This is a genomic window from Acetobacter sp. P5B1, from assembly GCF_018811985.1.
Lineage (GTDB): Bacteria > Pseudomonadota > Alphaproteobacteria > Acetobacterales > Acetobacteraceae > Acetobacter > Acetobacter cerevisiae.
Genome location: NZ_JACRVS010000002.1, coordinates 48,101 through 73,706 on the forward strand (window position 1 = coordinate 48,101; position 25,606 = coordinate 73,706).

General features: G+C 59.0%; 26 protein-coding genes. 11 read left to right on the forward strand and 15 right to left on the reverse strand.

The window, feature by feature from the left end:
- Nucleotides 1-13: 13 nt before the first annotated feature.
- From KP703_RS01570 to KP703_RS01580, 3 genes are all read right to left on the reverse strand, one after another.
- Nucleotides 14-1,792, reverse strand: coding sequence for an aminopeptidase P family protein (locus tag KP703_RS01570; protein ID WP_215753602.1), 1,779 nt, complete (start codon nt 1,790-1,792; stop codon nt 14-16).
- A gap of 80 nt (nt 1,793-1,872) precedes the next feature.
- A complete protein-coding gene (locus KP703_RS01575) occupies nt 1,873-2,784 on the reverse strand; it encodes a 50S ribosomal protein L11 methyltransferase (RefSeq protein ID WP_062140003.1) in 912 nt (303 codons plus the stop codon).
- Entirely contained in the window at nt 2,784-5,006 is a 2,223-nt protein-coding gene (locus KP703_RS01580; RefSeq protein ID WP_215753603.1) for an ATP-dependent helicase, read from the reverse strand. The genes KP703_RS01575 and KP703_RS01580 overlap by 1 nt, the downstream gene beginning before the upstream one ends.
- A gap of 153 nt (nt 5,007-5,159) precedes the next feature.
- Between KP703_RS01580 and KP703_RS01585 the strand changes: the two genes are divergently transcribed.
- Entirely contained in the window at nt 5,160-5,837 is a 678-nt protein-coding gene (locus KP703_RS01585) for a JAB domain-containing protein (protein WP_215753604.1), read from the forward strand.
- Entirely contained in the window at nt 5,831-6,601 is a 771-nt protein-coding gene (locus KP703_RS01590; protein WP_215753605.1) for a RadC family protein, read from the forward strand. The genes KP703_RS01585 and KP703_RS01590 overlap by 7 nt, the downstream gene beginning before the upstream one ends.
- 4 nt (nt 6,602-6,605) lie before the next feature.
- Here KP703_RS01590 and KP703_RS01595 read toward each other — a convergent pair whose 3' ends face one another.
- Genes KP703_RS01595 through KP703_RS01605 form a run of 3 tightly spaced genes read right to left on the reverse strand, consistent with a single transcriptional unit; the run spans nt 6,606 to nt 8,565 of the window.
- On the reverse strand, nt 6,606-7,787 hold the full coding sequence (locus KP703_RS01595) for a 5-(carboxyamino)imidazole ribonucleotide synthase (protein ID WP_062140011.1): 1,182 nt from the start codon (nt 7,785-7,787) through the stop codon (nt 6,606-6,608).
- On the reverse strand, nt 7,787-8,326 hold the full coding sequence (purE, locus tag KP703_RS01600; RefSeq protein ID WP_215753606.1) for a 5-(carboxyamino)imidazole ribonucleotide mutase: 540 nt from the start codon (nt 8,324-8,326) through the stop codon (nt 7,787-7,789). The genes KP703_RS01595 and purE overlap by 1 nt, the downstream gene beginning before the upstream one ends.
- Nucleotides 8,327-8,358: 32 nt before the next feature.
- Nucleotides 8,359-8,565, reverse strand: a complete 207-nt coding sequence (locus KP703_RS01605) for a DUF465 domain-containing protein (protein ID WP_043552417.1) — start codon at nt 8,563-8,565, stop codon at nt 8,359-8,361.
- Nucleotides 8,566-8,800: 235 nt separating this feature from the next.
- On the opposite strand from KP703_RS01605, the gene KP703_RS01610 reads away from it, so the two are divergent.
- Nucleotides 8,801-8,965 carry a YdcH family protein gene (locus KP703_RS01610; protein ID WP_082779900.1) on the forward strand — a complete coding sequence of 55 codons (165 nt, stop codon included), beginning with the start codon at nt 8,801-8,803 and terminating at the stop codon, nt 8,963-8,965.
- A 151-nt stretch (nt 8,966-9,116) separates the two neighbouring features.
- Here KP703_RS01610 and KP703_RS01615 read toward each other — a convergent pair whose 3' ends face one another.
- The 3 genes from KP703_RS01615 to rpmE form a co-directional block, all read right to left on the reverse strand.
- On the reverse strand, nt 9,117-9,710 hold the full coding sequence (locus KP703_RS01615; protein ID WP_043552418.1) for a DUF1013 domain-containing protein: 594 nt from the start codon (nt 9,708-9,710) through the stop codon (nt 9,117-9,119).
- Nucleotides 9,711-9,920: 210 nt separating this feature from the next.
- Nucleotides 9,921-10,436 carry an Hsp20 family protein gene (locus KP703_RS01620; RefSeq protein ID WP_252353758.1) on the reverse strand — a complete coding sequence of 172 codons (516 nt, stop codon included), beginning with the start codon at nt 10,434-10,436 and terminating at the stop codon, nt 9,921-9,923.
- 200 nt (nt 10,437-10,636) lie between these two features.
- Nucleotides 10,637-10,867 carry a 50S ribosomal protein L31 gene (gene rpmE, locus KP703_RS01625; protein ID WP_043552419.1) on the reverse strand — a complete coding sequence of 77 codons (231 nt, stop codon included), beginning with the start codon at nt 10,865-10,867 and terminating at the stop codon, nt 10,637-10,639.
- Between the two features lie 273 nt (nt 10,868-11,140).
- Between rpmE and mscL the strand changes: the two genes are divergently transcribed.
- Both mscL and KP703_RS01635 read left to right on the forward strand, forming a co-directional pair.
- On the forward strand, nt 11,141-11,599 hold the full coding sequence (mscL, locus tag KP703_RS01630; RefSeq protein WP_062140014.1) for a large conductance mechanosensitive channel protein MscL: 459 nt from the start codon (nt 11,141-11,143) through the stop codon (nt 11,597-11,599).
- A gap of 81 nt (nt 11,600-11,680) precedes the next feature.
- Nucleotides 11,681-12,046: a hypothetical protein gene (locus KP703_RS01635; RefSeq protein ID WP_215753607.1), complete on the forward strand. Its 366-nt coding sequence runs from the start codon at nt 11,681-11,683 to the stop codon at nt 12,044-12,046.
- 98 nt (nt 12,047-12,144) lie between these two features.
- On the opposite strand, the gene secF is transcribed toward KP703_RS01635, so the two are convergent.
- A complete protein-coding gene (gene secF / locus KP703_RS01640) occupies nt 12,145-13,089 on the reverse strand; it encodes a protein translocase subunit SecF (RefSeq protein WP_062140018.1) in 945 nt (314 codons plus the stop codon).
- Between the two features lie 12 nt (nt 13,090-13,101).
- Nucleotides 13,102-14,667 carry a protein translocase subunit SecD gene (secD, locus tag KP703_RS01645; protein WP_197463969.1) on the reverse strand — a complete coding sequence of 522 codons (1,566 nt, stop codon included), beginning with the start codon at nt 14,665-14,667 and terminating at the stop codon, nt 13,102-13,104.
- A gap of 364 nt (nt 14,668-15,031) precedes the next feature.
- On the opposite strand from secD, the gene KP703_RS01650 reads away from it, so the two are divergent.
- The 3 genes from KP703_RS01650 to KP703_RS01660 all read left to right on the forward strand — a co-directional run bounded on the left by KP703_RS01650 (nt 15,032) and on the right by KP703_RS01660 (nt 19,254).
- The gene (locus tag KP703_RS01650; RefSeq protein ID WP_062140022.1) at nt 15,032-16,012 is read left to right on the forward strand and encodes a Gfo/Idh/MocA family protein; all 981 of its coding nucleotides are present in this window, start codon (nt 15,032-15,034) and stop codon (nt 16,010-16,012) included.
- 228 nt (nt 16,013-16,240) lie between these two features.
- Nucleotides 16,241-18,178 (forward strand): ribonucleoside-diphosphate reductase subunit alpha, encoded by a 1,938-nt coding sequence (locus KP703_RS01655; protein ID WP_062140024.1) that lies wholly within the window; start codon nt 16,241-16,243, stop codon nt 18,176-18,178.
- A 59-nt stretch (nt 18,179-18,237) separates the two neighbouring features.
- Nucleotides 18,238-19,254, forward strand: a complete 1,017-nt coding sequence (locus KP703_RS01660) for a ribonucleotide-diphosphate reductase subunit beta (protein ID WP_062140026.1) — start codon at nt 18,238-18,240, stop codon at nt 19,252-19,254.
- Between the two features lie 96 nt (nt 19,255-19,350).
- On the opposite strand, the gene KP703_RS01665 is transcribed toward KP703_RS01660, so the two are convergent.
- Nucleotides 19,351-20,136: a tRNA1(Val) (adenine(37)-N6)-methyltransferase gene (locus tag KP703_RS01665; protein ID WP_215753608.1), complete on the reverse strand. Its 786-nt coding sequence runs from the start codon at nt 20,134-20,136 to the stop codon at nt 19,351-19,353.
- Between the two features lie 117 nt (nt 20,137-20,253).
- Here KP703_RS01665 and KP703_RS01670 point away from each other — a divergent pair, with 117 nt between their 5' ends.
- Nucleotides 20,254-21,324, forward strand: coding sequence for a polyprenyl synthetase family protein (locus KP703_RS01670; RefSeq protein WP_062272679.1), 1,071 nt, complete (start codon nt 20,254-20,256; stop codon nt 21,322-21,324).
- 82 nt (nt 21,325-21,406) lie between these two features.
- Here KP703_RS01670 and KP703_RS01675 read toward each other — a convergent pair whose 3' ends face one another.
- From KP703_RS01675 to KP703_RS01685, 3 genes are all read right to left on the reverse strand, one after another.
- The gene (locus tag KP703_RS01675) at nt 21,407-22,396 is read right to left on the reverse strand and encodes an aldo/keto reductase (protein ID WP_062272680.1); all 990 of its coding nucleotides are present in this window, start codon (nt 22,394-22,396) and stop codon (nt 21,407-21,409) included.
- Nucleotides 22,397-22,585: 189 nt separating this feature from the next.
- On the reverse strand, nt 22,586-23,413 hold the full coding sequence (locus KP703_RS01680) for a glutamate racemase (RefSeq protein WP_215753609.1): 828 nt from the start codon (nt 23,411-23,413) through the stop codon (nt 22,586-22,588).
- 12 nt (nt 23,414-23,425) lie between these two features.
- Nucleotides 23,426-24,187: an orotate phosphoribosyltransferase gene (locus KP703_RS01685; RefSeq protein WP_025828154.1), complete on the reverse strand. Its 762-nt coding sequence runs from the start codon at nt 24,185-24,187 to the stop codon at nt 23,426-23,428.
- A 102-nt stretch (nt 24,188-24,289) separates the two neighbouring features.
- Here KP703_RS01685 and KP703_RS01690 point away from each other — a divergent pair, with 102 nt between their 5' ends.
- Complete coding sequence (locus KP703_RS01690) at nt 24,290-25,213, forward strand: ELM1/GtrOC1 family putative glycosyltransferase (RefSeq protein ID WP_215753610.1); 924 nt, start codon at nt 24,290-24,292, stop codon at nt 25,211-25,213.
- Between the two features lie 142 nt (nt 25,214-25,355).
- Complete coding sequence (locus KP703_RS15560; protein ID WP_082779472.1) at nt 25,356-25,595, forward strand: hypothetical protein; 240 nt, start codon at nt 25,356-25,358, stop codon at nt 25,593-25,595.
- Nucleotides 25,596-25,606: the final 11 nt, after the last annotated feature.

A 25,606-nucleotide genomic window follows, 5' to 3' on the forward strand; every position in this document is an offset into this window, starting at 1 on the left:
AAAACCCGTTCTCTCACGCCCTCTTGAGGGGGGCGCAAGCCGTTTTCAGCCAGTTTTTGGCCTCATCTGGCAGGTGAGGGCCAATCTGGGTCATGATTTGCGCATGGTAGGCATCCAGAATCTGGCAGTCTTCTTCCCCTAAAAGCGCTGTGTCGATCAGGCGGCGGTCAAACGGCGCGAGGGTCAGCGTCTCAAACGCGTAGCCGGGGCGGTTTTCGCCAGCTTTTTCACGCACCAGCACCAGTGTTTCCAGACGGATGCCGTAGGCGCCCGGCTCGTAATAGCCGGGTTCGTTGGAGAGAATCATGCCCTCCTGCAGCGCGATGGGGGAGGGATTTTTGGAAATCCGCGCCGGGCCTTCATGCACGGAGAGGAAGCTGCCGACCCCGTGGCCTGTGCCGTGGTCATAATCCAGACCGGCCTGCCACAGGTCATACCGCGCCAAGGCATCCAGCGCGTGGCCGGTGGTGCCTGCGGGGAAGCGGGCGCGGCCAAGGCGCAGATTGCCGCGCAGCACACGGGTAAAGGTTTCCATCAGGCGGGCAGGCGGGGCGTCCGGGCCAGTCCAGACCGTGCGGGTGACGTCCGTTGTGCCTTCCGGATACTGGCCGCCGCTATCAATCAGATAGACTTCATTGGCGTTCCGGGCGCGGTCACTCTCGGGCGTCACACGGTAATGGATGACGGCCCCGTTCGGCCCTGCGCCGGAAATGGCGGGAAAGGATTCGCCCCGGTAATCCGCGCTTTCTGCCCGGAAGGCATCCAGCTTGTTAGCGGCCTGAAGTTCCGTAGTGCCGCGGGCCTCTTCCGTATCCAGCCAGTGCAGGAAGCGGCACAGAGCGACGCCGTCTTTCAGATGCGCCTTGCGGGTACCTGCCTGTTCCGTCGCATTTTTTCGGGATTTGGGCAGCACGCACGGGTCCGGGCTTTCCTGCACGGTAGCTCCGTGGCGTGTCAGTGTTTCTGCAAACCAGACGGCATTGCTGGCGGGGTCAACGCCCACGGTCTTGCCGCTGAGGGTGGCCAGAACGCTTTCCAGAGCTTCCGGTTCATGCACGCGCACATCTGCGCCCAGCCATTCGCGCACATCTGCCGGGAGCTTGCTGGCCTGAAGGAACAGATCCACCGAGGCATCGGCGTGCAGCACGGCGAAGGCCAGAACAACCGGAGTGCAGGGGATGTCTGTGCCGCGGATATTCAGCAGCCACGCGATGGAGGCCGAATCGCTCAGCACAGCGGCGGCCTGTCCGGCTTCTGCCAGAGCCTTGCCAAGACGGATGCGTTTGTCCTGAGAGGACTCGCCTGCATAAACCAGCGGATGGATGGTAGCGGGGGCTGCCGGGAAGGCCGGACGATCCGTCCACAGCACATCTGTCAGATTGCCGTTGGTGGGAACCAGTGTGATGCCGGAAAGTGTTGTGAAGGGCCGCAGTTCCGCGCTGCTCATAATGCGGGCGTCATACCCGATGCGGGCATTCTTCGGGGCTTTCTGCGCCAGCCATGCGGGGGGCGGGGTCTGGTAGATATGCTGGCGTTCCCAGCAGGAGCCATCCACCTGCTGGTCCATCTGGGTGATGTAGCGGCCATCCGAGAACACGGCGGCGGAGTCTGCCAGCACTAAAGCCATGCCAGCGCTGCCGCTAAAGCCTGTCAGCCATTCCAGACGTTCCGCGCAGGCGGGCGTGTATTCCCCGAGAAATTCGTCGCTGTGAGGGATAATCAGCCCATCAAGCCCATGCTGTTTCAGGAGGGTGCGCAGAGCGGCGAGGCGGGAGGCGGAAGCGGACGGCATGACAGACCTCAAAATGATGTCTCAAAAGGAACGGACGAAATAAAAAAAGCCTGCATGGGAGGACCATGCAGGCGCGTTTTTCAGGCCTTGGGGCCGTAAGGGCGACGCAGGACCAGCGTGGCCCAGTCACCCTCTGTAAAGGTGTGTTCCAGCACCAGCCCGAGCCTGCGATGCGCGGCCAGCACCATGCGGATCTGGGTGCGGAGCAGGCCTGCCAGAATGACCGTGCCACCGGGGGCCAGATTATGGGCCAGATCCTTGGCCATCAGGCACAGCGGGCGGGCCAGAATATTGGCAAACACCAGATCATACGGCGCGTTATGGCGGATTTCCGGGGTTTTCCAGCCATTGCCCAGACGGCAGGTGAGCGCGCGGCCCAGCCCGTTGCGTTCCGCATTCTGTGCCGCGACACGGACGGACCAGGGCTCGATATCAACGGCCAGAACCTTTTTGTGCAGCAGGGCCGCCGCTGCCATGGCCAGAATGCCGGAGCCGCAGCCGAGATCCAGAATTTTGCGGGGCTTGCGGTAGGCAATGCGCTCCAGCGCACGCAGGCAGCCACGGGTGGAACCATGCTCGCCAGAGCCAAAGGCCACCCCGGCATCCAGCGTCAGGGCAATACGCGTCGGGTGCTTTACGTCCGGCAGATGGGTGCCACGGATGACAAAACGCTGCCCGACATCCTGCTCAGGGAAGGATTCATAGGTGCGGGCCAGCCAGCCTTCGGCCTCTGTGGCGTCGCGTTCCAGCGGGGCGTCCACACCGCTGGTCAGTTGGGCCAGCATGAGGGCGACTGTCAGTTCATCTTCCCGATGTCCGGCGTCTTTCACGCCTTCCACGCGCCAGAGCGTGCCTTCCGGGTTGGCTTCAAAAATACCAACCGTGGTGCAGACGCTGCCGATGGCGTTTTCATAAGCTTCGACAGCAGGTTCCGGAACGGTGACCGCAACCGTTTCCAGAGCGGTGGCGTGACGACGGGGAGCAACGGCCATTAAAGTTTCTCTAAAAAGGAGGAGAGGAGATGTTTGATGCCGACGCCTTCAAACGCGACATCAACATGGTGGTGATCGGCTGAGACAATAATGCCTTCCCCAAAGCGCGGGTGGCGAACATGCTCGCCCAGCTGGAAGGTGGGCGTATTCCCCGCCAGCGGGTCGCGCCGCCTGCGGGCGATGAGTGGTGCGCCGCCTGCAAAGACGGAATCCGTTGCGCGCAGGCCGCGAAGGTTGGCGTCGCGTTCGCCATGCCGGATAACATGCTCATCCGGCAGCTCATCCAGAAAGCGGCTGGGCATGGAATCCTGCCAGTTGGCGTAAATCCGCCGCCGGGCGGCATGAAAGATCATGGCATGCTTGCGCGCACGGGTAATGCCGACATAGGCAAGGCGGCGTTCTTCCTCCAGCCCGGAATTCCCGCCTTCATCCAGCGTGCGCTGGGAGGGGAAAACGCCTTCTTCCCAGCCTGGCAGGAAGACGACATCAAACTCCAGCCCTTTGGCCCCGTGCAGGGTCATGAGGGAGATGCGGGCTTCTCCGGCATTTTCGTCATGCTCCATCACGAGTGCGACATGTTCCAGAAACTCGCCCAGCGTGCCGAAGTCGGCCAGGGCGCGGACCAGTTCCTTCAGGTTTTCCAGCCGTCCGGGGGCTTCGGGCGAGTTATCGGCCTGCCACATGGCCAGATAGCCGCTTTCTTCCAGCAGATGCTCCACGGCCACCACGTGGCCTTCACGCGCCAGAATGTCGCGCGTGGTATCCAGCGCAGTCATCAGGGCGCGGACCTGATCGCCCACTTTCCCTTTCAGGATTTTTTCGGCCAGCAGGATCTGGGTGGCGGCGGTCAGCGGGACCTGATGGCTACGGGCTGCGGCGTGCAGCTTTTGTACCCCCGCAGGCCCCATGCCGCGTTTGGGGGTGTTGAGAATGCGCTCAAACGCCAGATCATCCGAGGGCTGGTTGAGCACGCGCATATAGGCCAGCGCATCGCGGATTTCGGCACGTTCATAGAACCGCACGCCGCCGACAATGCGGTAGGGCACGCCGTTTTGCACCAGCTTTTCTTCAAACGCGCGGGTCTGGAACCCGGCGCGGACGAGGATGGCCATTTCTCCCAGAGAATGTCCGTCACTCTGCATTTTTTCGACCATGCCGCAGACATCGCGGGCTTCATGGTCGGAATCGCCCACGCCGATCACCAGCACTTTCTCGCCGTCAGAATCTTCGCGGCCAGAGCGCAGTGTTTTGCCCAGTCGTTCATCATTGTGAGCAATCAGACCGGCAGCAGCCCCCAGAATATGGCGGGTGGAGCGGTAGTTGCGTTCCAGCCGGACAATCTGCGCACCGGGGAAATCCTTTTCAAACCGCAGAATGTTGCCCACCTGCGCACCGCGCCAGGAATAGATCGACTGATCATCATCCCCCACGCAGCAGATATTGGACGGTTCACCGGGACGAAGCGCCAGCAGACGCAGCCAGAGATACTGGACTGTATTGGTGTCCTGATACTCATCCACCAGAATGTAGCGGAACAGGCGATGATACTGCGCCAGCACATCCGGCCGGGTGCGCAGGATTTCCGTGACATGGAGCATCAGGTCCCCAAAGTCACAGGCGTTCAGCTGGATCAGCCGTTCCTGATAGGCTTTGTAGATGGCGCGGCAATGGCCGTCAGCAAAATCGGAATCTTCCGAATCTGTCACACGCGCAGGTGTCAGCCCACGATCTTTCCAGCGCTGGATAACGCCCAGAATACCGGGGGCGGGCCAGCGTTTGGTATCAATCTGCCAGGGCACAATAATTTGCTTGAGCAGGCGGAGCTGGTCGTCCGTATCCAGAATGGTGAAGCTGCTGGTCAGCCCCACATAGTCGGCATGGCGACGCAGCATGCGGGCACACAGGGCATGAAAGGTGCCCAGCCATAACCCTTCCGCCGGGCTGCCAAGCAGGAGAGAGACACGCTCCCGCATCTCCTTGGCGGCCTTGTTGGTGAAGGTGACAGCCAGAATCTGCCAGGGCTTGGCGCGGTCTGTCAGCAGAATATGGGCAAAGCGGGTGGTCAGCACCCGTGTTTTGCCTGTGCCGGCTCCTGCCAGCACCAGCAGGGGGCCGTCCGTGGTTTCAATCGCGGCGCGTTGTTCGGGGTTCAGACGCGCGAGATAGGACTCGCCTTGGTCCGAGGATGATGAAAAAAGCGCGGAGGAAGGGTTTTCGGACATATTCACTTTACCCTTATATCGTCTTGAAAGCCTGAGGCCAATCGGAGCAGTGGCATGGTGTCCTCCGAAAATGGAGAAAAACAGAGCAGTTTTGGACGAAGGGAGGGGAGTGCCCCTTTTTCTTCCACAGGCCCGGCAGGGCACCGGCAGCGCATGCGCGCGCGGGTTTTAAGCGCGGGGGCTGCGTCTCTGGCGGATTATGAGCTGTTGGAAATGCTGCTTTTTCCGGGTGTGCCCCGGCGGGACACCAAGCCGTTGGCCAAGGCGTTGATTAACCAGTTCGGATCTTTGGCGGATGTGCTGGAAGCTGCGCCAGAAGCCCTGAAAGACGCGGGAGCAACGCGTGGGAACGTGGCGTTGCTGGGACTGGTGCCGCTGGCGGCGGACCGGCTGGGCGCACCGGATGAGCCTGTGCGCGTTGACCTTGGGAGTTGGGACAAGCTGCTGGCGTATTGCGCAACGCATCTGGTGACGGCTGGGGGTGGGGCGCTCCATGTTTTGTTTCTGGATAGCCGCAATCAATTGCTGGCGGATGAAGTTGTGGAGACGCAGGAAAGGACGACGTCGGGAGAAGAAGGGGTTCCCATTCCTGTGCCGCAGGTGGTCTCCGCCGTTATGCAGAGGGCACTGGCGCTGCACGCCTGTTCTCTGATTACGGTCAGGCTGGCGGCAGACGATGTGCAGCCGGACCGCCAGCTTTTGCATGATGGGCCACTGGTGCAGGCGCTTTTGCAGGCCGCCCCTTTGCTGGCGGTGACCATGCATGACCATGTGGTGCTGAAAGGCCGACGCTGGCGCAGTTTTCGGCATCTGGAGCAGCAGGCATGGTGACGCGACTGCCAAAAGGCAAAGGCAGGCGCTCTAAATCAGAACTGGCGGATATTGCAGGATTCAAGCTTCAGACCGACGCGGTGCAAACCGGGCCGCCTCTGCCGGATTTGCCATTTTTGTCGGAATTGGCCGAAGCAAGGACTTTAGTTAAGGTTCCTGATGACCATAAGGTTCTGACACAGCTGATTATGCTTATTACGCCCCGGCATCCTGCTCCGGACATGTGGGCGACGTCTCTGCTGAATCAGTTCGGGTCTCTGGCCGCTCTCCTGTCCGCTCCCGATCAGGTCATGCAGGGGATTTCCGGCCAGACCCCGGCGTTCCGGGTAACGTTGCGGCTGGTTCAGGAGGCGGCTGTGCGGTTGCATAAAGCGCGGTTGAAACGAGTGGGTGTTCTGGCGGACAGGGCGCAGCTCAAAGCCTATCTTAGCGCCATGCTGGCGCATGAGCGGGTAGAACAGGTGCGGGTGCTCTTTCTGGATAAGGGGCATCGTCTGCTTGCCGATGAGATGCTGGGGCGCGGCACTGTGGATCATACGCCCATTTACCCCAGAGAAGTAATGCGGCGGGCGCTGGAGCTTCAGGCCAGTATTCTGGTGGTGGTGCATAACCATCCCAGTGGAGACCCTTCTCCTTCGCAGGATGATATCTTCATGACCCAGCGGATTGCGCAGGCGGCCACATTGCTGGGCATCACGGTCTGGGACCATGTGATTGTGGGCAGTGGCCGCCTGTTAAGCCTGAAAGAAGAAGGGGTTTTCTAGGCCTTTAGGCGTCATCGTTCCCAGCGTCCGGCTTTTCTGCCAGCGGGCCAAGGGCGTCCTGAATGCCCAGTGCGCCGGGTAGGCTGCCATAAGGGAACAGGATGTTTACGTGGCCCATCTTGCGGCCCACGCGTGCTTCGGCTTTGCCATAAAGATGCGGGATATGTCCCGGTGTGGCGAGAATGTCAGGCCACAACACCATATCATCCGGCCCGACGAGATTTTTCATCACAGCATCAGAATGGCGCAGCGTGGGAGGTAAAGGCAGGCCCGCGACGGCCCGAATATGCATATCGAACTGGTCCGCCGGGCAGGCATCCATGGTCCAGTGGCCGGAATTATGCGGGCGTGGCGCAATTTCATTCACCAGCAGATTGCCGGTGCTGTCGATAAACATTTCCACGCCCAGAATACCGATAAGATCCAGCTTTTCTGCAATGGCGACCGCCAGAGCCTGCGCGCGCTGTGCGGTTTCTTCCGGCACGGGGGCGGGGGCCAGTGTGAGGTCCAGAATACCATCCCGATGGTAATTGAGGCCGGGCGCAAAGCAGCGTGTTGTGCCGTCTGTGCCACGCACGACCATCACACTGATTTCACAGGCAAAATCCACCATCCCTTCCGCGACCAGCGGATGCGGGGCGAGGGAGGCAAAAGCCTCTTTCAGTTGGGAGGCCTCATAAACGCGGGCCTGCCCCTTGCCGTCATACCCGTTGCGCGTGGTTTTCAGGATGAAGGGGAAACCGAGCTTTTCCGCCGCAGCGTGCAGAGAGGGGTGATCGGTAACGGCCATCCAGGGGGCGAGGGGAATCTCAGCCTCTGAGAGAAAAGTCTTTTCTGCCAGTCTGTCCTGACTGATGCGCAGGATCGCGCCGGAGGGGCGCACAGGACAGTGCTGAGCCAGACAATCCAGCGCGTCGGCACTGATATTTTCAAACTCAAAGGTGACGACATCCACGGCGCGGGCAAAGGCTTCCAGCGCCTTATGGTCATCATATGCGCCAAGCGTGACCTGATGCGCGACCTGTGCCGCCGGGCCATTGGCGTCCTGCGTGAGAATATGCGCGCGAAAGCCGAGCTTAGCGGCCGCGACAGCGGACATGCGGCCCAGCTGGCCGCCGCCCACAATGCCGATGACAGAATTGGGAGCGAGCGCGGGCGAAGAAGACCGGGAAGAAGAAGCTGACATTATTCGTTTTCAGAAATCGGAGCGTTAGCGACGGAGGCTGTTTGCAGAGCGCGCCATGCGTCCAGCTTTGCGGCGAGTTCCGGGTCTTGCAGGGCCAGAATGGAGGTTGCCAGAAGGGCGGCATTCTTGGCCCCGGAGGCTCCAATAGCGAGTGTGCCGACGGGCACGCCACCGGGCATCTGAACGATGGAGAGCAGGCTGTCCATGCCTTTCAGGGCACGGGATTCTACCGGCACACCCAGAACTGGCAGGCGGGTCCATGCGGCGCACATACCGGGCAGATGGGCCGCCCCCCCAGCACCGGCAATAATCACCGACAGGCCACGGTCTGCGGCAGTTTTGGCATACTCAGCAAGCCGGTCCGGCGTGCGGTGGGCCGAGACAATCAGTGTTTCATGGGCAATGCCCATGTCTGTCAGAATGGCATCTGCATGGCGCATGGTCTCCCAGTCCGACTGGCTACCCATGATAATGCCAACCTTAGGGGCAAGGTCGGCGTTCTGAGATGGGGCGTTGGGCAAGGGGGCAGTTTCGCTCACGATAAGGCACGATCCGGTTGGTGGGGAAATGGTCACGCAATATCGTCGGGGATCAGTTCGCTTTCAAGCCGTGTTATCCGGTCCCGGAGCAGTAATTTGCGTTTTTTCAGCCTTTGGAGCTGCAACTGGTCGGTCAGGATCGTCCCATCGGTCAGGCGACTGATGATGGTATCAAGATCACGATGTTCACTGCGGAGTTCATGGAGCTGGCCGAGGAGTGAATCGCGGTCTTTCAGCATTTTAGTCCCTCTCCTGCATGGCATGAGGACTCTGTGTGAACGGGATTTTTCAGAGTCTGCCAGAGTTTTCAGCGCCTAGTTTTGCGCAAGCCTGCAACGGAGACCAGCAGCAAAAGAAGAAAAAGTAGATATGCATTTTACGCATACCTAAAATGCCTGAAATGTGAAAAAAACATGAAAAAACACGCAAGGACTGCGTTACCGTGAGGTGTCATCAACCGAATGGAGGCAGTCAATGTCCTACCAGTCCAGGATTGAGAGTCTTAAATCCCGCCACTCACGGATCGATAAACAGATCTCATCAGAAGGCGGCCGACCCAGACCGGATGAGCGTGTTTTGATGTGTCTCAAATTGCAGAAGCTGCGGCTCAAGGAAGAAATTGAGCGCCTGTCTGCGTGATGACAGCCCCTGGTCCCTCTGTATCCCGGCGATTGTGCGGGCAGATTGGACTAAAGCGTTTCTCTTAAGCAGAGAGATTATCTGAAAACTGCCAGAAGCTGGCTGGAAAAGGCGCTGGCGGGCGTAAAGCCCAGCCAGTGCCGCGGAGAAATTACTCTCCGCTCCCTTCGTGATCCACCATATCCATCGGCGGCGGCTGCGGAATTTCGTGCCCTTCGCGCTCAAGGCGCGTGGTGGCGGCATTCACAGCAGCATTCAGGTCCATCTGGCTGCACAGGCCAATGGTCACCGGGTCACGCGGTTTGATGTTGGGCGTGTTCCAATGCTGCTTGTCACGCACTTTGGCAATGGTGTCCTTGGTGGTGCCCAGCAGTTTGACAATCTGCAGATCATTCAGCTGCGGGAAGTTACGCAGCAGGAAGGCAATGCCATCCGGACGGTCATGGCGTTTGGCCACAGGCGTATAGCGTGCGCCCTTGGAGCGGCGTTTGACCGGGTTGTTGGTAGCCAGAATTTTCAGCCGTGCGTCAGGGTTTGCTTCGCAACGGTGAATTTCTTCCAGTTTGAGCTGGTGGTTGGCAACGGGGTCATACCCGACAATTCCCTGAGCAACCTCACCATCGGCAATAGCCTGCACTTCCAGCGGGTGCATGCCGCAGAACTCAGCAATCTGAGTAAAGCTCAGGGCGGTTTTTTCAATCAGCCACACTGCGGTGGCCTTGGGCATCAGCGGTAAGGTCGTCATTGCTTCCATCCTGTCGTCGGGCGGCGCTTGCGCAGGCACCGGAGAAACTGACGGTCCGGAAACCAATCCGAAGGCCCGCGGGCCTGCCGGCGCGCATCTGTGGCGACGATATGGGGGGAGCGTCCCTCACAGGTCAAGCGACAAATGCGCTCTTATAAAAAAGGAGGAACCTGGGCTCCTCCTTTTTCACGCTCTTTTGCCGGGCTATGCTTACGCTGCGGCGGCTGTGGGGTGAGGGTTAGCCTGCGCCTGCGGGCTGGTTTGTGCCGGCACGGGAGCCTCGGTTTTTGAGACCAGTTCAGTCTGGGGGGCGGACTGCACAGGGATACGGCGTGGCTTGAGTGCTTCAGGCACAATCTGACGTACTGAAATACGGAGCAGGCCGTTATTCATGTCGGCACCCGTGACCTCCACATGGTCCGCCAGTGCAAAGCGGCGCTCAAAGGCGCGGCGGGCAATACCGCGGTGCAGAATTTCCCCTTCATTTTGCGGGTCACTCACACGACCGGACACAATCAGCGTGTTGTCCTGCACAACCAGTTCAATATCGTCCGGGCCAAAGCCAGCGACTGCCATAGTCAGGGCGTAGCTGTCATTCCCGGTCTTGGCGATGTCATACGGGGGGTAGCTCGGGGTGGCAGCACTACGGGATGCGGTGTCCATCACCTGTGCCAGACGGTCAAAGCCGATGGCGGTACGGAAAAGCGGTGCAAAATCGTAACTCATGGTTAAAAAACCTCCTCGTTCAGCAAGGTCTTGCCGTGCAACAGCCCCCAGTGTCTGGCGGGCTTGCTACGGCAGGTAACAATCAGAGAAGAACCCCGTCTTCGGGCATTCTTCCTGAAACTAAACGTGGAAAACCCCGCCTCCTGATTCAAGAGGCGGGGTTCCCGATTTTTTAACTGATCTGATAAAGAGGAGGCTGATCAGGCCTTGGAGCGCGTACCGATACCAGCAAAGCGCTTGTTGAACTTCGCAACCTGGCCCCCGGTGTCCATCATGCGCTGCACGCCGGTCCATGCCGGGTGAGACTTCGTGTCCACGTCCAGACGGAGCGTGTCGCCAGCTTTACCTGCGCAGGAGCGGGTTTTGTATTCGGTGCCATCGGTCATGATGACGGTGATTTCGTGGTAGTCAGGGTGAATGCCGGATTTCATGTGTTGCGTCTTTCTGTTCAAAAGGCTGTCCCGATACCGACCGGGCTATGCGTGCGAGTGCGTATAGCCGTCTGTGCAGGTGGGATCAATAACTCATGCGGCCTTCCTGATTGGTTTTTACCGGGTAGGGGGCGGAAAAATGTGTCGGTGTTGCCGTAAAAGCCACGTCCGGAGAGGAAAGTCGGCGAATCGGGGTGGTTTAGACTTGTTAAAAAGGGTTCATACTGGATACAGACAGCAGGATATTCTGCCTTCAAAAGGATAAAGTGGCTTATGGCTGACATTAAATCTCATGTGCACACCCCGGGTTGGGTGGGCGAATTCCGCGCCTTTATTATGCGTGGCAATGTTATCGATCTGGCCGTTGGTGTCATCATCGGTGCGGCGTTCACCGCCATTGTGAACAGCCTGGTGAAAGACATTTTCAACCCGGTGCTGGGTCTGGTGATTGGTGGGATTGATTTCTCCAACCTCTTCATCACGCTGAAAGGCCCGCATCTGGCAACGCTGGCGGACGCTCAGAAAGCCGGTGCCGTTACGCTGAATGTCGGTCTGTTCCTGAATGCTGTCATTCAGTTCCTGATCATGGCTCTGGTCATCTTCTGGTTTGTTAAAGTGCTGAGCCGCCTGCACGGGCAGGAAGCCGCTAAACCGGCTGCACCCCCGGCACCGACCAAAACGGAAGTTCTGCTTGAGCAGATCCGTGACGAACTGGCAGCCCGCAAGGTCTGAGACTCATTCGTCTGATCTGAGGCGTCCTACGGGGCGCTGAGAAGATTTACCGGAAAGACAGATATGGAGTAGGTTCGTCGCATGACGCGCTCCGTATCTGGATTTCCGGTTTTTTTTCGCCTGATGGCTGGCCTTGCAGGTCTTACGGTGCTGGCAGGCTGCCAGTCTTCCGCAGGCAGAGTGGCGATAAACCCCACACCCCGCACATTGATATATAGCTACGTGATTGCCAGCGGCATGGCCCGTGGGCAGGTGATGTCCGGCCTCGTCTCACCAGAACGCCTTGTGCAGATTGTGAATGCGGACCGGACTGCGCTGGCTGCCATTCTGAATGCAGAATACAGCCCGTCCGGCGCGGGCATCAAAAATGCCGGGCAGGCGATGGAGAATTTTCTGGCAGTGATTGAGCCGGTTGATGCCACGCTACCCTCTGTGGTGCGGCGTTAAGGGCGCGGATTTTTAAAGAATACGGGCAGGGACGGATGTCTGGCGCCCCTTATAAAAAAAGCGTTCCGACCGAAAGGTGCGGAACGCTTTTTGCGTTTTCAGGCGCTTTTGCGCGGGGCGGGAGGCTTGGCATCCCGCTTCAGGCGACCCTCGCCCATAAAGAGCAGGAGTGGGGCGGCGATGAAGATGGAAGAGGACGTGCCGACCACAATCCCGAACAGCATGGTCCAGGCAAAGCCGGACAGCGTGGTGCCCCCAAACAGAGCCAGCGGCAGAGACGCCAGAAAGACGGTGGAGGAGGTGCCGAGTGTGCGGTTCAGGGTCTCATTGATCGAGAGATCAATCAGTTCCCGTAGCGGCATGGTGCGATATTTGCGTAGATTTTCACGCACACGGTCATACACCACCACCTTATCGTTGGTGGAGTAGCCCAGAATGGTGAGAATGGCAGCGACCATCACCAGATCGAACTCAAACCCAGTGATGACCAGAAAGCCCATGGTCTTGGTCAGATCCAGCACCAGCGTGATGACGGCACTGAGGGCGAACTCCCATTCAAACCGGAACCAGATATAGCCCAGAATCATCGCAAGGCTGAGACCGAGGGCCAGCATGCCGTTGCGGAACAGTTCTGAGGACACAGATGCGCCAACAGCATCAGCCCGCAGGACGGTTGTGCCCGGCTGGGCTTCCGCAACCGCGTGGCGCACGGTGTCGACAATGGCGTTGGTCTGCTGCTCATCGCCTGCATCCAGACGGATCAGCACATCATCCGGCGCGCCGAAAGCCTGAATGGAGGCGTGCGTGACATTATGTGCGGCCAGAGCATTGCGCAGCTTGGCAAAATCAGCCGGGCCAGAGGTTTTGGCCTCCACCACAATGCCGCCCCGGAAATCCAGCCCCAGTGTCAGGCCCGGATGCATGAACAGCACGATGGAGAGCAGAGACAGCGCAGCCGAGACAATCAGGCCCGCATAGCGCCCGCGCATGAAGTTGATATGGGTATCCTTGCGCACAAAACGCAGGAGAGGACGTCCAAACATAAGCGCCTCGTCTCAGACCGGCAGGCTGGTCGGGCGCGTGAGCGCATACCAGCGGACCATAAGCAGTCGGGAAAGCAGGAGGGTCGTGAACAGGGTGGTCACGATACCGATGGTGATGGTCAGCGCGAAGCCACGCACAGGGCCTGTGCCAAACACAAACAGCATGACGTGGGCCAGCAGGGCCGTGGCGTTACTATCCACAATAGTGGAGGTGGCGCGTTCAAACCCGGCCTGCATGGCCGCGAGAGGCGTGCGGCCCCGAGCAACTTCTTCCCGGATGCGTTCATTGATCAGAATGTTGGCATCCACCGCCATCCCGAGTGTCAGCAACATCCCGGCCATGCCCGGCAGGGTCAGGGTGGCTTCAAACAGGGAGAGAATGGCGACCATCAGCACAAGATTGGCCAGCAGGGCGACGTTCGCATACCAGCCAAAGCGGCCGTAAAACAGCGCCATGAACAGGATAACAAACACGAAGCCCGCCGCCAGACTGAGCATGCCGGCCCGGATGGAATCGGCACCAAGAGACGGGCCGATGGTGCGCTGTTCCATAACGCTCAGCGGGGCCGGGAGGGCGCCTGCGCGGAGCATCAGAGCCAGATCAGTTGCTTTCTGAGCATCAAAGCCGCCGGTAATCTGGCCGCTGCCGCCCGTAATGGGGGAGCGGATGACCGGGGCTTCAATCACCTTGTTATCCAGCACAATGGCAAAGCGACGGCCGACATTGGCCTGCGTGACCGTGGAGAACGCGTGCGTGCCGACAGAATCGAACGTGAAGGTCACTGCCCATTCGCCGCTCTGGGAATCAATCACAGCGCCAGCATTGGTCAGGTCCGTGCCGTCCACGTCCACATGGTCATAAACCGGCAGCGGCGGCCCTTCGCCCTCAGTGGACATCGGCAGCAGGCTCACGCCCGGAGGCGCTGCCGTTGCGTGCATGGGGTTGGGGTCCACCAGACGGAACGTCATTTTTGCGGTGGTGCCCAGTAGCGCCTTGATGCGTTCCGGGTCACTCACACCGGGCAGTTCGACCACAATGCGGTCATCGCCCTGACGGGTGATTTCCGGGTCAACCGCGCCGGTGGCGTCAATACGGCGGCGAACAATCTCGATGGACTGCGTCACAGCTTCCCGCGCACGGGCTTTCAGTGCTTCCGGAGAGAGGGTGAGGACAATGCTGCCATTATCCTGCTTCTTCACGCTGAATTCGTTGGGGACGACGCGCGGCAGCTTGTTGAGGGCTGCGAGGTCAGCTTCCGTTTCCGATGCATCCCGCGGCATGAAGGTCACCGTGCTGGCGTCCGCATTGGTGGTGATGTTGCGGTAGCCGAGCTGGGACTTCAGCAGCGTCTCACGCGTGCTGTCCGCCAGGGTTTGCAGCCTGTCATGCGTCAGGCTTTTGAGGTCTACCTGCATGAGCAGATAGGACCCGCCGCGCAGATCCAGCCCCAGATGAATCTGGCGCCAGGGCATGGAAGGGAAGGGATTGCGCAGACCATTGGGCAGGCAGAGCAGCAGCCCTAAAAGGCACACACCCAGTACCGAGGCCAACTTGAGGCGGCTGTAATACATTCTCACCTGATCAATCGATTTTTGTCGCCCGGAACATGCCGCTCCCTTGCGTGCGATGCAACACTCCACAGACATTTGCAGACCTGTGTGGCGGGATTCGGCGGGCGGCAGTGGCGGGGTTGCATCACATTTCCGAGGCACACCCGGCTTTGAAGCGGGGCGGAAGAGCCACAAATAGCGGAATGGCTCCGAAACGATCGGATTCGGTCGGGGCGGAAAAATTTATGGTTTTTTTACGGACTGCCGGACATCCGGGGCTTTTGGGGGCGGTGTGCTTTTTGCAGGACGCGCGTGATTTTGGGATTTTGGTCGGAGGCTGCTACCGCTGACGGCAACGCCATGAGGCACAGGGTCGGGAAGGTCAGGAAAGATGGACAAAACGCTGCGGGTTGGGGTGATTGGGGCCGGGCATTTTGGACGGTACCATACCCTGAAGGTCAAAGAGGTGCCCCGCGAGACTCTTGTTGGTCTGTTCGACCCGGATGCAAAGCGGGCGGCCGTGGTGGCAAAGGAAGCCGGTTGCCCGGTCATGGGGTCAGTCGAAGAGCTGCTGGCCGCGTGTGATGCCGTGGTGGTGGCGGCCCCTGCGGAATATCATTTTGACCTGGCGACAGAGGCCTTGCGGGCTGGCAAGCATGTTCTGGTGGAAAAGCCCGTGGCCGCGACGCTGGAGCAGGCGGACTTCCTCATCACGCTCGCCGAGCAGAGCGGGCTGGTGTGTCAGGTCGGGCATCTGCTGCGCTATTCCGCCGAGCATGAGGCCATTACCAAACGAATCACCCGGCCTCTCTATATTGAGGCGACGCGTATTGCGCCCTTCAAGCCGCGTGGCACGGATGTGTCCGTTATTCTGGACCTGATGATTCATGATCTGGATCTGGTTCTGGCGATTGTGGACAGCCCCATTGAGCAGGTGGATGCGCTGGGGGCGGCGGTCAGTTCGGAATACGAAGACATCGCCAATGCCCGTGTGCGCTTTGAAAACGGCTGTGTGGCGACCATTACCGCCAGCCGCATTTCCCTCAAGACAGAGCGCCGGATGCGGCTGTTTTCTGAGGAAGGCTATCTGTCGGCAGATTTCGGGAAGCGTGAGCTGACCATGATTGGCCGGGAGAAAGGCCTGCCGCTGCCCGGCACGGGCGGATTCCGTCGGGAAGCGATTTCATGGAAAGATCATGATTCGCTGTTTGCGGAGCATGAGGCTTTTGTGGCCTCTTGTCTTGACGGCGCGCCCGTTAAGGTGGATGCCCGGGCCGGACGACGCGCTCTGGCTGCAGCTCTGGCTGTGGCAGACGGGATTACAGAGTCACGACGCCGGATGGAGATGTCGGGGCTGATCAACGCGGGCTAAAAAAACTTTGGCCGGCTGAAATAATTTATGATCAGCCAGAAACTGCCATCTTTTCAAACACAAGCCTTTTTTGGGTCTGTGAGCGTAAAAAAATCACTAGATATAGGGGCGCATATGTCGCATGAACGCGACATATGGTGAGGCACGAGAGCGCGGGGCATGACTCCTGTGTGTCTTAGCGCCTCTCAAGCCAGATCACGCAAATGCAAAAAACCGGAGCACGCCACCATGAGTCTGATCGACGTTCAGGAAAATGAAAGCCGTCGTTCCATGTCCGGCTCCGGGGAAGAAGCAGACCTGTTTGAACCCGGTAAGCTGGAAGACATGGTGCAGCTGCCCGGCCACCATCAGGTGCGCGTGGATCGCTCTCGCGATGCCCTGCTGACGCCGTTTGGCAAGGCAACGCTGGATAACCGCTATCTGCTGCCGGATGAGGGCTATCAGGATCTCTTTGGGCGTGTTGCGTCCTATTACGGGGCCGACGCAGGGCACGCACAGCGTATCTATGACTATATGAGCCAGCATTGGTTCATGCCTGCAACGCCGGTTCTGTCCAATGGCGGCACCACCCGTGGTCTGCCGATTTCCTGCTTCCTGAATGAAGCTAGTGACAGCCTCGACGGCATCGTCGGCCTGTGGAACGAGAATGTCTGGCTGGCCAGCAAGGGCGGCGGCATTGGGTCCTACTGGGGTAACCTGCGCTCCATTGGTGAAAATGTTGGCCGCAACGGCAAGACGTCCGGTGTGATTCCGTTCATCCGCGTGATGGACAGCCTGACTCTGGCTATCAGTCAGGGATCTCTGCGTCGTGGCTCGGCTGCCGTGTATCTGCCGGTCTGGCATCCTGAAATTGAAGAATTTGTAGAAATCCGCCGCCCGACCGGGGGGGACCCCAACCGTAAGGCGCTGAACCTGCACCATGGCGTGCTGGTGTCTGACGCCTTTATGCGGGCTGTGGAAGCGGATGAAGAATGGGGCCTGCTTTCCCCGCGCGATAATTCCGTGATCCGTAAGGTTTCGGCCCGCGCGCTGTGGATTCGTATCCTGACGGCCCGCATGGAGCAGGGCGAGCCGTACATCGTCTATTCCGACCATGTGAACAACGCCCGGCCTGAGCACCACAAGCTGGCAGGGCTTGAGGTCAAGACCTCCAATCTGTGCTCGGAAATTACGCTGCCGACCGGGATTGATCACCACGGCAAACAGCGGACGGCTGTGTGCTGCCTGTCCTCCCTGAACCTGGAAACATGGGATCAGTGGAACGAAAATCCGCAGTTCATTGAAGACGTCATGCTGTTCCTGGATAACGTGCTGCAGGACTTTATTGACCGCGCGCCCCCGGAAATGAAGAAGGCGGCTTATGCGGCCTCGCGTGAGCGGTCCGTCGGGCTTGGCGTTATGGGCTTCCATTCCTTCCTGCAGGCCAAGAATGTGCCGTTTGAAGGCGTTGTGGCGAAGGTCTGGAACCGTAAGGTGTTCAAGCACATTCGTGAGCAGGCTGACGCGGCTTCCCGCAAGCTGGCGGACCTGCGCGGGGCCTGCCCGGATGCGGCGGAGTATGGCATTCAGGAACGCTTCTCCAACAAGATGGCCATTGCACCGACGGCCTCCATCTCCATCATTGCTGGCAATGCCAGCCCGGGGATTGAGCCGATTGCGGCAAACGTCTTCCTGCAGAAAACGCTCTCCGGCTCCTTTACGGTGCGCAACCGCCACCTGCAGAAACTGTTGAAAGAGAAGGGGAAGGATACGGAGGAAATCTGGTCCTTCATCACCCTGAACAAAGGCAGTGTGCAGGAGCTGGACTTCCTGACCCAGCAGGAAAAGGATGTCTTCAAGACCGCCTTTGAGCTGGATCAGCGCTGGATTGTAGAACATGCGGCAGACCGCCAGCCGTATGTGTGTCAGGCGCAGTCAGTAAACCTGTTCCTGCCCGCCAACGTGCATAAGCGTGACCTGCACCAGATCCACCACATGGCCTGGAAGAAGGGCCTGAAGTCTCTGTATTACTGCCGGTCCCTGTCTATCCAGCGGGCGGACACGGTGAGTAACGTGCTGACCAAGGAAGGCGTTCTGGCTGCCGAAGCCGCCCAGCGTGCAGGTGTCGCACCCGAAGCCCCGACGTCTAACGGGAGCAATTATGATGAATGTCTGGCCTGCCAGTAAATCTTCATAACCTCTCGTAACCAGATGATTTTAAAACTTTCCGTTGTAAGGATAGTCTCATGAGCGAAAAACCTGCCGGAACGGGCGAACAGGAACAGCATTTCGACCTGCTGACCGCAAACCCCGTCTACAAGCCCTTTCGCTATCCGTGGGCTTACGATGCCTGGCTGACGCAGCAGCGTGTGCACTGGCTGCCGGAAGAAGTGCCGCTGGCTGATGACGTGAAAGACTGGCACCGCGTGCTGAATGACAGCGAGCGGAACCTTGTGACGCAGATTTTCCGGTTCTTCACCCAGTCTGACGTTGAGGTGAACAACTGCTACATGAAGCATTACAGCCGGGTGTTCAAACCGACTGAAGTGCTGATGATGCTCTCAGCGTTCTCCAACATTGAGACCATCCATATCGCGGCCTACAGCTATCTGCTTGATACGCTGGGGATGCCGGAGACGGAATATTCTGCATTCCTTAAGTATAAGGAAATGAAGGATAAATATGATTACATGCAGGCGTTCTCTGTGGACAGCAAGCATGAAATCGCCAAGACGCTGGCAGCGTTCGGGGCCTTTACCGAAGGGCTTCAGCTGTTTGCTTCCTTCGCCATTCTGCTGAACTTCCCCCGCTTCAACAAGCTGAAGGGGATGGGGCAGATTGTCTCCTGGTCCGTGCGGGATGAAACGCTGCATTGCCTGTCCGTGATCCGCCTGTTCCGTGAGTTTATCCATGAAAACCCGGAAATCTGGACGGATGCATTTCAGCAGGAACTGCGCGAAATCTGTGCGACCATTGTTGAGCATGAAGAGGCCTTTATTGACCTCGCGTTTGAAATGGGTGCGGTCGAGGGGCTGAATGCGGAGCAGGTGAAAACCTACATCCACTTCATTGCCGATCGTCGCCTGATCCAGCTTGGTCTGGACCCGCTCTACAACACGACGACCAACCCGCTGCCCTGGCTGGATGACATGCTGAACGCGGTGGAACACACCAACTTCTTTGAAAACCGGGCTACGGAATATAGCCGTGCCTCTACCACGGGGACGTGGGAAGAAGCCTTTGAGGCGTCTGTTTTCGAATAAGTCGACCGGGTTCTGAAAATCGGGTTCTGAATTTTTGTCTGGCGTAGTCCCCTAAAGGCTACGCCAGACCTGTTTGGAAGCCTTAGAGAGAGCCGTTCAGGTTGCGTTGCGCCCTCGGCGTGGCTCCAGAGGGACGCGTACCTCTTGCAGACCGGGCAGGGCTGCTCCGTCTTCCAGCACAGCACGTGCCTGCGCTGTGAAGCTGCCATCCTCTTCATGCAAAATCATACCCGGCAGCAGGCGGGCGGGGCTGCGCACGCCGTAACGGGCTTGCAGCAGGAGAATGCGCGCCTCTCGTCCGGCCTTGGGCCAGAAGGGGTAGGTGGTCACGCCGCCAAAGCCGCTTTCCGTCAGTTGGGCGATGGCGGCGGCCATCAGGCTCACGGGTAGTGCCAGCGTCAGGCTGCCTTTATGCCGGAGCAGGCGTGCGCTGCCGCGTATCCAGAGTTTCAGGGTGTCCGGTTGGGCTCTGCGGGCGAGGTCGCGCCGTTCAATGACGGAGGCCGTGCCGTCAGGGTCATGCCAGGGCGGATTCGCAAAACAATGATCGAACAGCCCGTCCGGCAGCATCTCCGGAAAACGGGCATTGAGAATAGTGAGTCCCTCTCGCGCATTCGCGCTGAGGTTCTGGCGGGCGAGGGTGGCTGTCTCCGCGTTCTGCTCCACGCCTGTGCCTGTCAGCCCTGCTATGCGCTGGCTCAGGCAAAGAAGGCCAGCGCCCGCGCCACAGCCGATTTCCGCCACGCGCTGCGGGGCGCGGGCAGGAACGGCAGCAGCCATAAGCACTGGTTCCAGGCCGGTTCTGTAACCAATGCGGAACTGGGAGTAGGCAATCCGGCCCCCCAGTAAGGTATCATGAGAAAGGTCTGAAGGATGGGCCATAAACGGGTCTTAACTAAAAGTGTCTGGCAGTCTTGAGGCGGTTGGAGCTTGACCGTTTTTCTGGTGCCCCGCATATGGTTGGGCGTCAACTCATCCCATGGCTGGGGGATATAGCGTTTGGGTGTTGCAGTTAGTCTGCCAGAATCTGGTAGGGCCACAAGCCAGGATGGATCTAGTGTTTCTGTGAGTAAGCCAGGAGAAGCGGGCTTAAAAGCCCTGGCCGATTACCTCGCGCAGGATATGCGCGCCTGTAATCAGGTTATTGTTGCGCGAATGCAAAGCCCGGTTGCGCTTATCCCGCAACTCGCCGCGCATCTTGTTGCCGCTGGGGGCAAGCGCCTGCGTCCGTTGCTGACGCTGGCTGCGGCCCGGCTCTGCGGGTACGATAATCAGGACGGCAAGCTGCGGCATGTCGAAATTGCGGCCTGCGTCGAGTTTATTCATACCGCCACGCTGCTGCATGATGATGTGGTGGATGAAAGCCAGCTCCGCCGTGGGCTCGCCAGCGCCAATGCCATTTTTGGCAATAAGGCGTCCGTGCTGGTGGGGGATTTCCTGTTCGCCCGGGCGTTCCAGATTCTCACAGCCGATGCCTCGCTGGATGTGATGGCGATTCTCTCTGCGGCCTCTGCCACGCTGGCGGAAGGCGAGGTCATGCAGATGACCACGCAGAATGATCTCTCCACCTCAGTCGATCAGTATTTGCAGGTGATCTATGGCAAAACCGCGGCACTGTTTGCTGCCGCGTGTGAAGCCGGGGCCGTGATTGGCGAGGCCACACCGGAACAGCGCGAGGCCCTGCGGGTCTATGGCGCTAATCTGGGCATGGCCTTCCAGCTGGTGGACGATGCGCTGGATTACGCTGCGGATCAGGCCGTGCTGGGCAAGGAAGTGGGCGATGATTTCCGTGAAGGAAAAGTCACCCTGCCGGTTCTGGCAGCCTATGAAGCAGGCAGCGAGGAAGACCGGGTTTTCTGGCGTCGCGTGATTGAAGACTCCGAGCAGAAGCCGGAAGATCTGGACGCAGCGTTGGCGCTGATTGCCCGAACCGATGCCATTGGCGCAACACTGCGCAAAGCGGAAGAATATGCAGCTAAGGCCCGTGAGGCACTGGCGCAGTTCCCGGAATGTGAAATTCATTCTCTGCTGATTGAAACCGCCAGCTATTCAGCGAGCCGGGAACGCTAAATCGCGTTTTGACAGCAGGTGTATGAAATTGGAAAGGGTGGCCGGATGGGCCACCCTTTTTTTATGGATAGAGTGAGTGTCCCTATTTTTCACTATCAAGGACGGCCATTTGTTTTGAGTTGTAGCGCTCTCCAGCCGCTGCATCTCTGGGAACGGCCTGTTCAATCAGAGCTAAATCTTCGGGTGTCAGGTTGAAATCAAGCGCACCAACAGCTTCAGAAAGCCTGTCACGCCTGCGAGCGCCCACAAGCGGTATGATGTCATCGCCCTGAGCTGCGACCCATGCAATGGCGAGCTGGGCTACTGTTGTCCCTTTGCGGTGTGCAATGTCTCGCAACGCTTCGACAAGGGCGAGATTTCTCTCGACATTTCCTTCCTGAAAGCGGGGGCTATGGACACGGAAATCTCCCGGCCCCGTGGCACCCTGCCAATGTCCGCTAATCAAACCGCGTGCAAGCACACCGTATGCGGTAATACCGATGCCAAGCTCTCGGCAGACTGGAAGAATTGCGTCCTCAATGCCACGCGAGATGAGCGAATACTCAATTTGAAGATCGCTGATCGGGTGGACGGAGGCAGCGCGTCGAATGGTTTCCGGGCCGACTTCTGAGAGGCCGATATGCCGGACATAGCCAGCCTGAACCATGTCTGCGATGGCACCGATTGTCTCTTCAATAGGGACAGCCGGGTCTAGTCTGGCTGGCCGGTAGATATCGATATGGTCAAGTCCCAGCCGTTGCAGAGTGTAGGCCAGGAAGTTCTTTACGGCTGCGGGGCGTGCGTCGTACGAGCCCCAGTTGCCGGCCGGATCCCTCATCGCACCAAACTTGACGCTGACAAGAAAGCGGTCGCGCGGGATCTCTTTGAGGGCTTCACCAATCAGCATTTCATTATGGCCCATGCCATAGAAATCACCAGTATCGAGAAGCGTGATGCCGGCTTCGAGTGCTGCGTGGATGGTGGCGATACTCTCATGGCGGTCTGTCGGCCCATACATGCCGGACATGCTCATGCAGCCGAGGCCAAGTTCCGAGACATGCGGGCCGTTCACACCCAGTTTTCGCAAATGCATAATCGGAAAAATTCCTCTGTTTAAAGGCGCGTCATACAGGAGTGGTTCATTTCTGTGGGCGCTGAGTCTGTAATGGGGGGCATGCCGCAAGTTTCAAGCGCTGGTGGTCGATTCTGTGTGGTAGTGCGCTATCGCCCTAATCCGTAACGGTAGGGACGGGCCGCGTCGGGAGGAAGGTGTTCCCCGTGCTTAGAGAGCATTCCACAAAGCAATATTATCAAAGCCGTAAGCGGGCAGGGCTTTGATGAGGGCTGCGCTGTCTGGTGGTTCGGCCGTGAACAATGCGCGGGTGGATTCCGGCAGGGGCGTGCAGTCAGGCAGGGGGCTGAGAATGGTTGCAGTGTGGCGGGCGACTGCCTCTGCCGGGTCCAGCCATGTAATGCCGGGGGGTGAAACGGCCCGGAGTTGGTCCAGCACGAAGGTGTAGTGCGTGCAGCCGAGACCGACCGTATCAAGCTCAGCGGAGCAGTCACGGGTGAACAGACCGTTGATTTCGGCTCTGATATCGTCATCCGGCACAGCATAGCCCCGGAAAACCCGCTCCGCGCAGGCAGCAAGCCCCGGTGCGGCATGGGCAATCAGCGTGCAGTCAGGCGCGTAAAGCGCCTGCAACGTGCTCAGGTAAGGGCGCTTGGTGGTGGCGCGAGTAGCCAGCAGGCCGATGACGTGGGTTTTTGTTGTGCGGGCGGCCCAACGGATGGGGGGCACGCAGCCGATAAACGGTACATCCGGGCAGGCGATGCGCAGAGCATCGAGCGCCAGTGTGCTCGCGGTATTGCAGGCCACAACAACAGCTTGCGGGCGCAGGCGTTGAATGGCGTCGGAAAGCAGGGAGACGATGCGGTTCGTCAGGAAGGCATCATCCTGCTCGCCGTACGGAAAAACTGCCGTATCTGCCAGATAGCTGACGGAGACGGCGGGGCAGAGTGTGCGAATCGCCCTGACAATCCCCAGCCCCCCAATTCCGGAATCAAATGCCAGAATATGCCGGGGGTTAGAGAAAGCAGGGGTGGTCATGGAACGCTAAACTCAGGCAGGCTTGTCTTTGTTCGCCTTGAAGGCTGCGGCTTCTTCCAGACTGCCGACGCCACCGTGGCGAGCAGACCATGCAGCCGGGTTTTCAAGAAAGCGCCGCACTTCTGCCGCAGCTTCTTCCGAGAAGTAAGGACGCGTTGAACAGGCTTCCAGCACATCCCACCATGTGCACAGGGCGTGCAGGGAGATGTTCATGTTCGTCAGAGACTGATGAGCCCCCGGGAAGACCCCGTAATAGAAGATGACAAAAGCATGATTGATCAGCGCACCGGCATTCCGCAGCGCATTGGCAAAAGCAACCTTGGAAGCACCATCCGTGGTGAGATCTTCCACCAGCAGGGTGCGCATGTTCTCCGGCACATCACCTTCAATCTGGGCGTTGCGGCCAAAGCCTTTAGGCTTTTTGCGGACATAGGCCATCGGCAGCATCATGCGGTCAGCCATCCATGCCGCGAAGGGAATGCCTGCGGTTTCCCCGCCTACAACGGCGTCGATGCTTTCATAACCAACATGACGGCCGATTTTTTCCACACCCAGTTCCATGATCTTGGCGCGGGCGCGGGGGAAGAAGATGATGCGGCGGCAGTCGATATAAACCGGGGACTTCCAGCCGGAGGTCAGCGTGTAAGGCTCTTCCGGGCGAAAGTTGATGGCTTTGATTTCCAGCAGCAGACGTGCCGTGCACAGGGCCGCATCGCGATCCCAGTCGCTGGTCTCGCCAGAATGAGGGGCGACCAGGTTTGCGGGTGACGTCATGAAGCGCTTCCTTGATTATGGCGGTTGGAATTTGCTTTGGCATAGCCCCCGGCGCTGTGAAAATCTATGCTTCATCTCAGTCTTGCGTGCCGGAATGAGAAAATGACCTTCTCTGTAACAAAGTTGGCGCCTGTCTGGGTGGTAGAGACCACCGTTGGGTCCGAGCCGGGACTGGCCTATGTGCTGGCCTCCCGCTTGGGCTGCCTGTTCCGGCGGGTGCGGATGGAAATGCTCGCGCTCGATTCGTTTCTGGAAGGACGGCGAGAGCCGAGGCTGATCCTCACGTCCGGCTGGCGCTCGGGCTATGCGGCCCTCAAAGCCGCGCGTCGGGCCGGGTGCCCTGTGGTGTGGTGCGTGCGGCATGAAGGTCGGTCTGCGCCCATGCTGCGCTCCATGCCGTTTGATCTGGTGGTTGCGCCATCTCCTGCTGCCCCCACGGCCAAATTCTGCCCAACGCTCGGGCCAATGACGATTGTTTCACCCGCTCTTCTGGCCCGTGCAGGCAAGGCCTGGCAGGAGCGGCTGGAGCATCTGCCGCATCCGCGCATGACGGTTCTTGTAGGGGCACAGGCCTACCGCACGCAGGAAGAGGCTTTGTTGCATGGCAAAAAGCTGGCGGGGATGGTTAACCGACAAGGGGGCTCTGTGCTGCTGGTGGTGCGCGATGACAGCAAACCGGACCTGACGGACGCTTTTATCACCGGGCTGTCCGACACCTTCCTGCTGGTCTGGCGGCAGGGAGAGCCGGATGAAGATCCGCTTCTGGGGTTTATGGCCTGCTCCGATTGTGTGGTGGTGGGCGGCGGCGATATGGCCATGCTGGCGGAAGTCTGTGTGGCGGATAAGCCGGTTTTCCTGATGGAGCGTGAGCAGGATTTGCGCGGTGTGCGTGGGCGTGTGGCGCGCCGTTTAATAGAAGACGGACATGTGCGCGTTTTGACTGATAGTCTTTCACCCTGGCCCCGGCACGTTCTGGATGAAGCAGGCCGTGTGGCGGCTATTTTAAGAAGTCGATGGGCCTTATAGCAAGCGCGAAGGCTGTATTATGAGGCATGTAAAAACTTGTGATCAGAATAAGGGCTCTGGAGGCGCATTGTGCCTTGCATATTGAGTAGAATTGGCGTCTAATCTGAGTTGTTGAGAGTGATTATTAATTAAGGATAGTGCTGTGGCTGTTGAACTAAGTCGGATCGCGCGTAAATGCGAGCGAGCTGTCGTCACGGCGTATCAGGAGTTACGCGAAGTCGGCACAGAGGATGTGACCGCTTTCCATGCCTGCACAACTCTGTATCGTATTCATCATCCTGAATCGTCTTTGAACGAAGCTCGCCGTCTGGTCTCTGAATGGATTGATCATCACGTGGTGCGTGAGTCTAAATCCCCGACAAAAGGGTGTGACTGCGATTAATTCACTCAGCC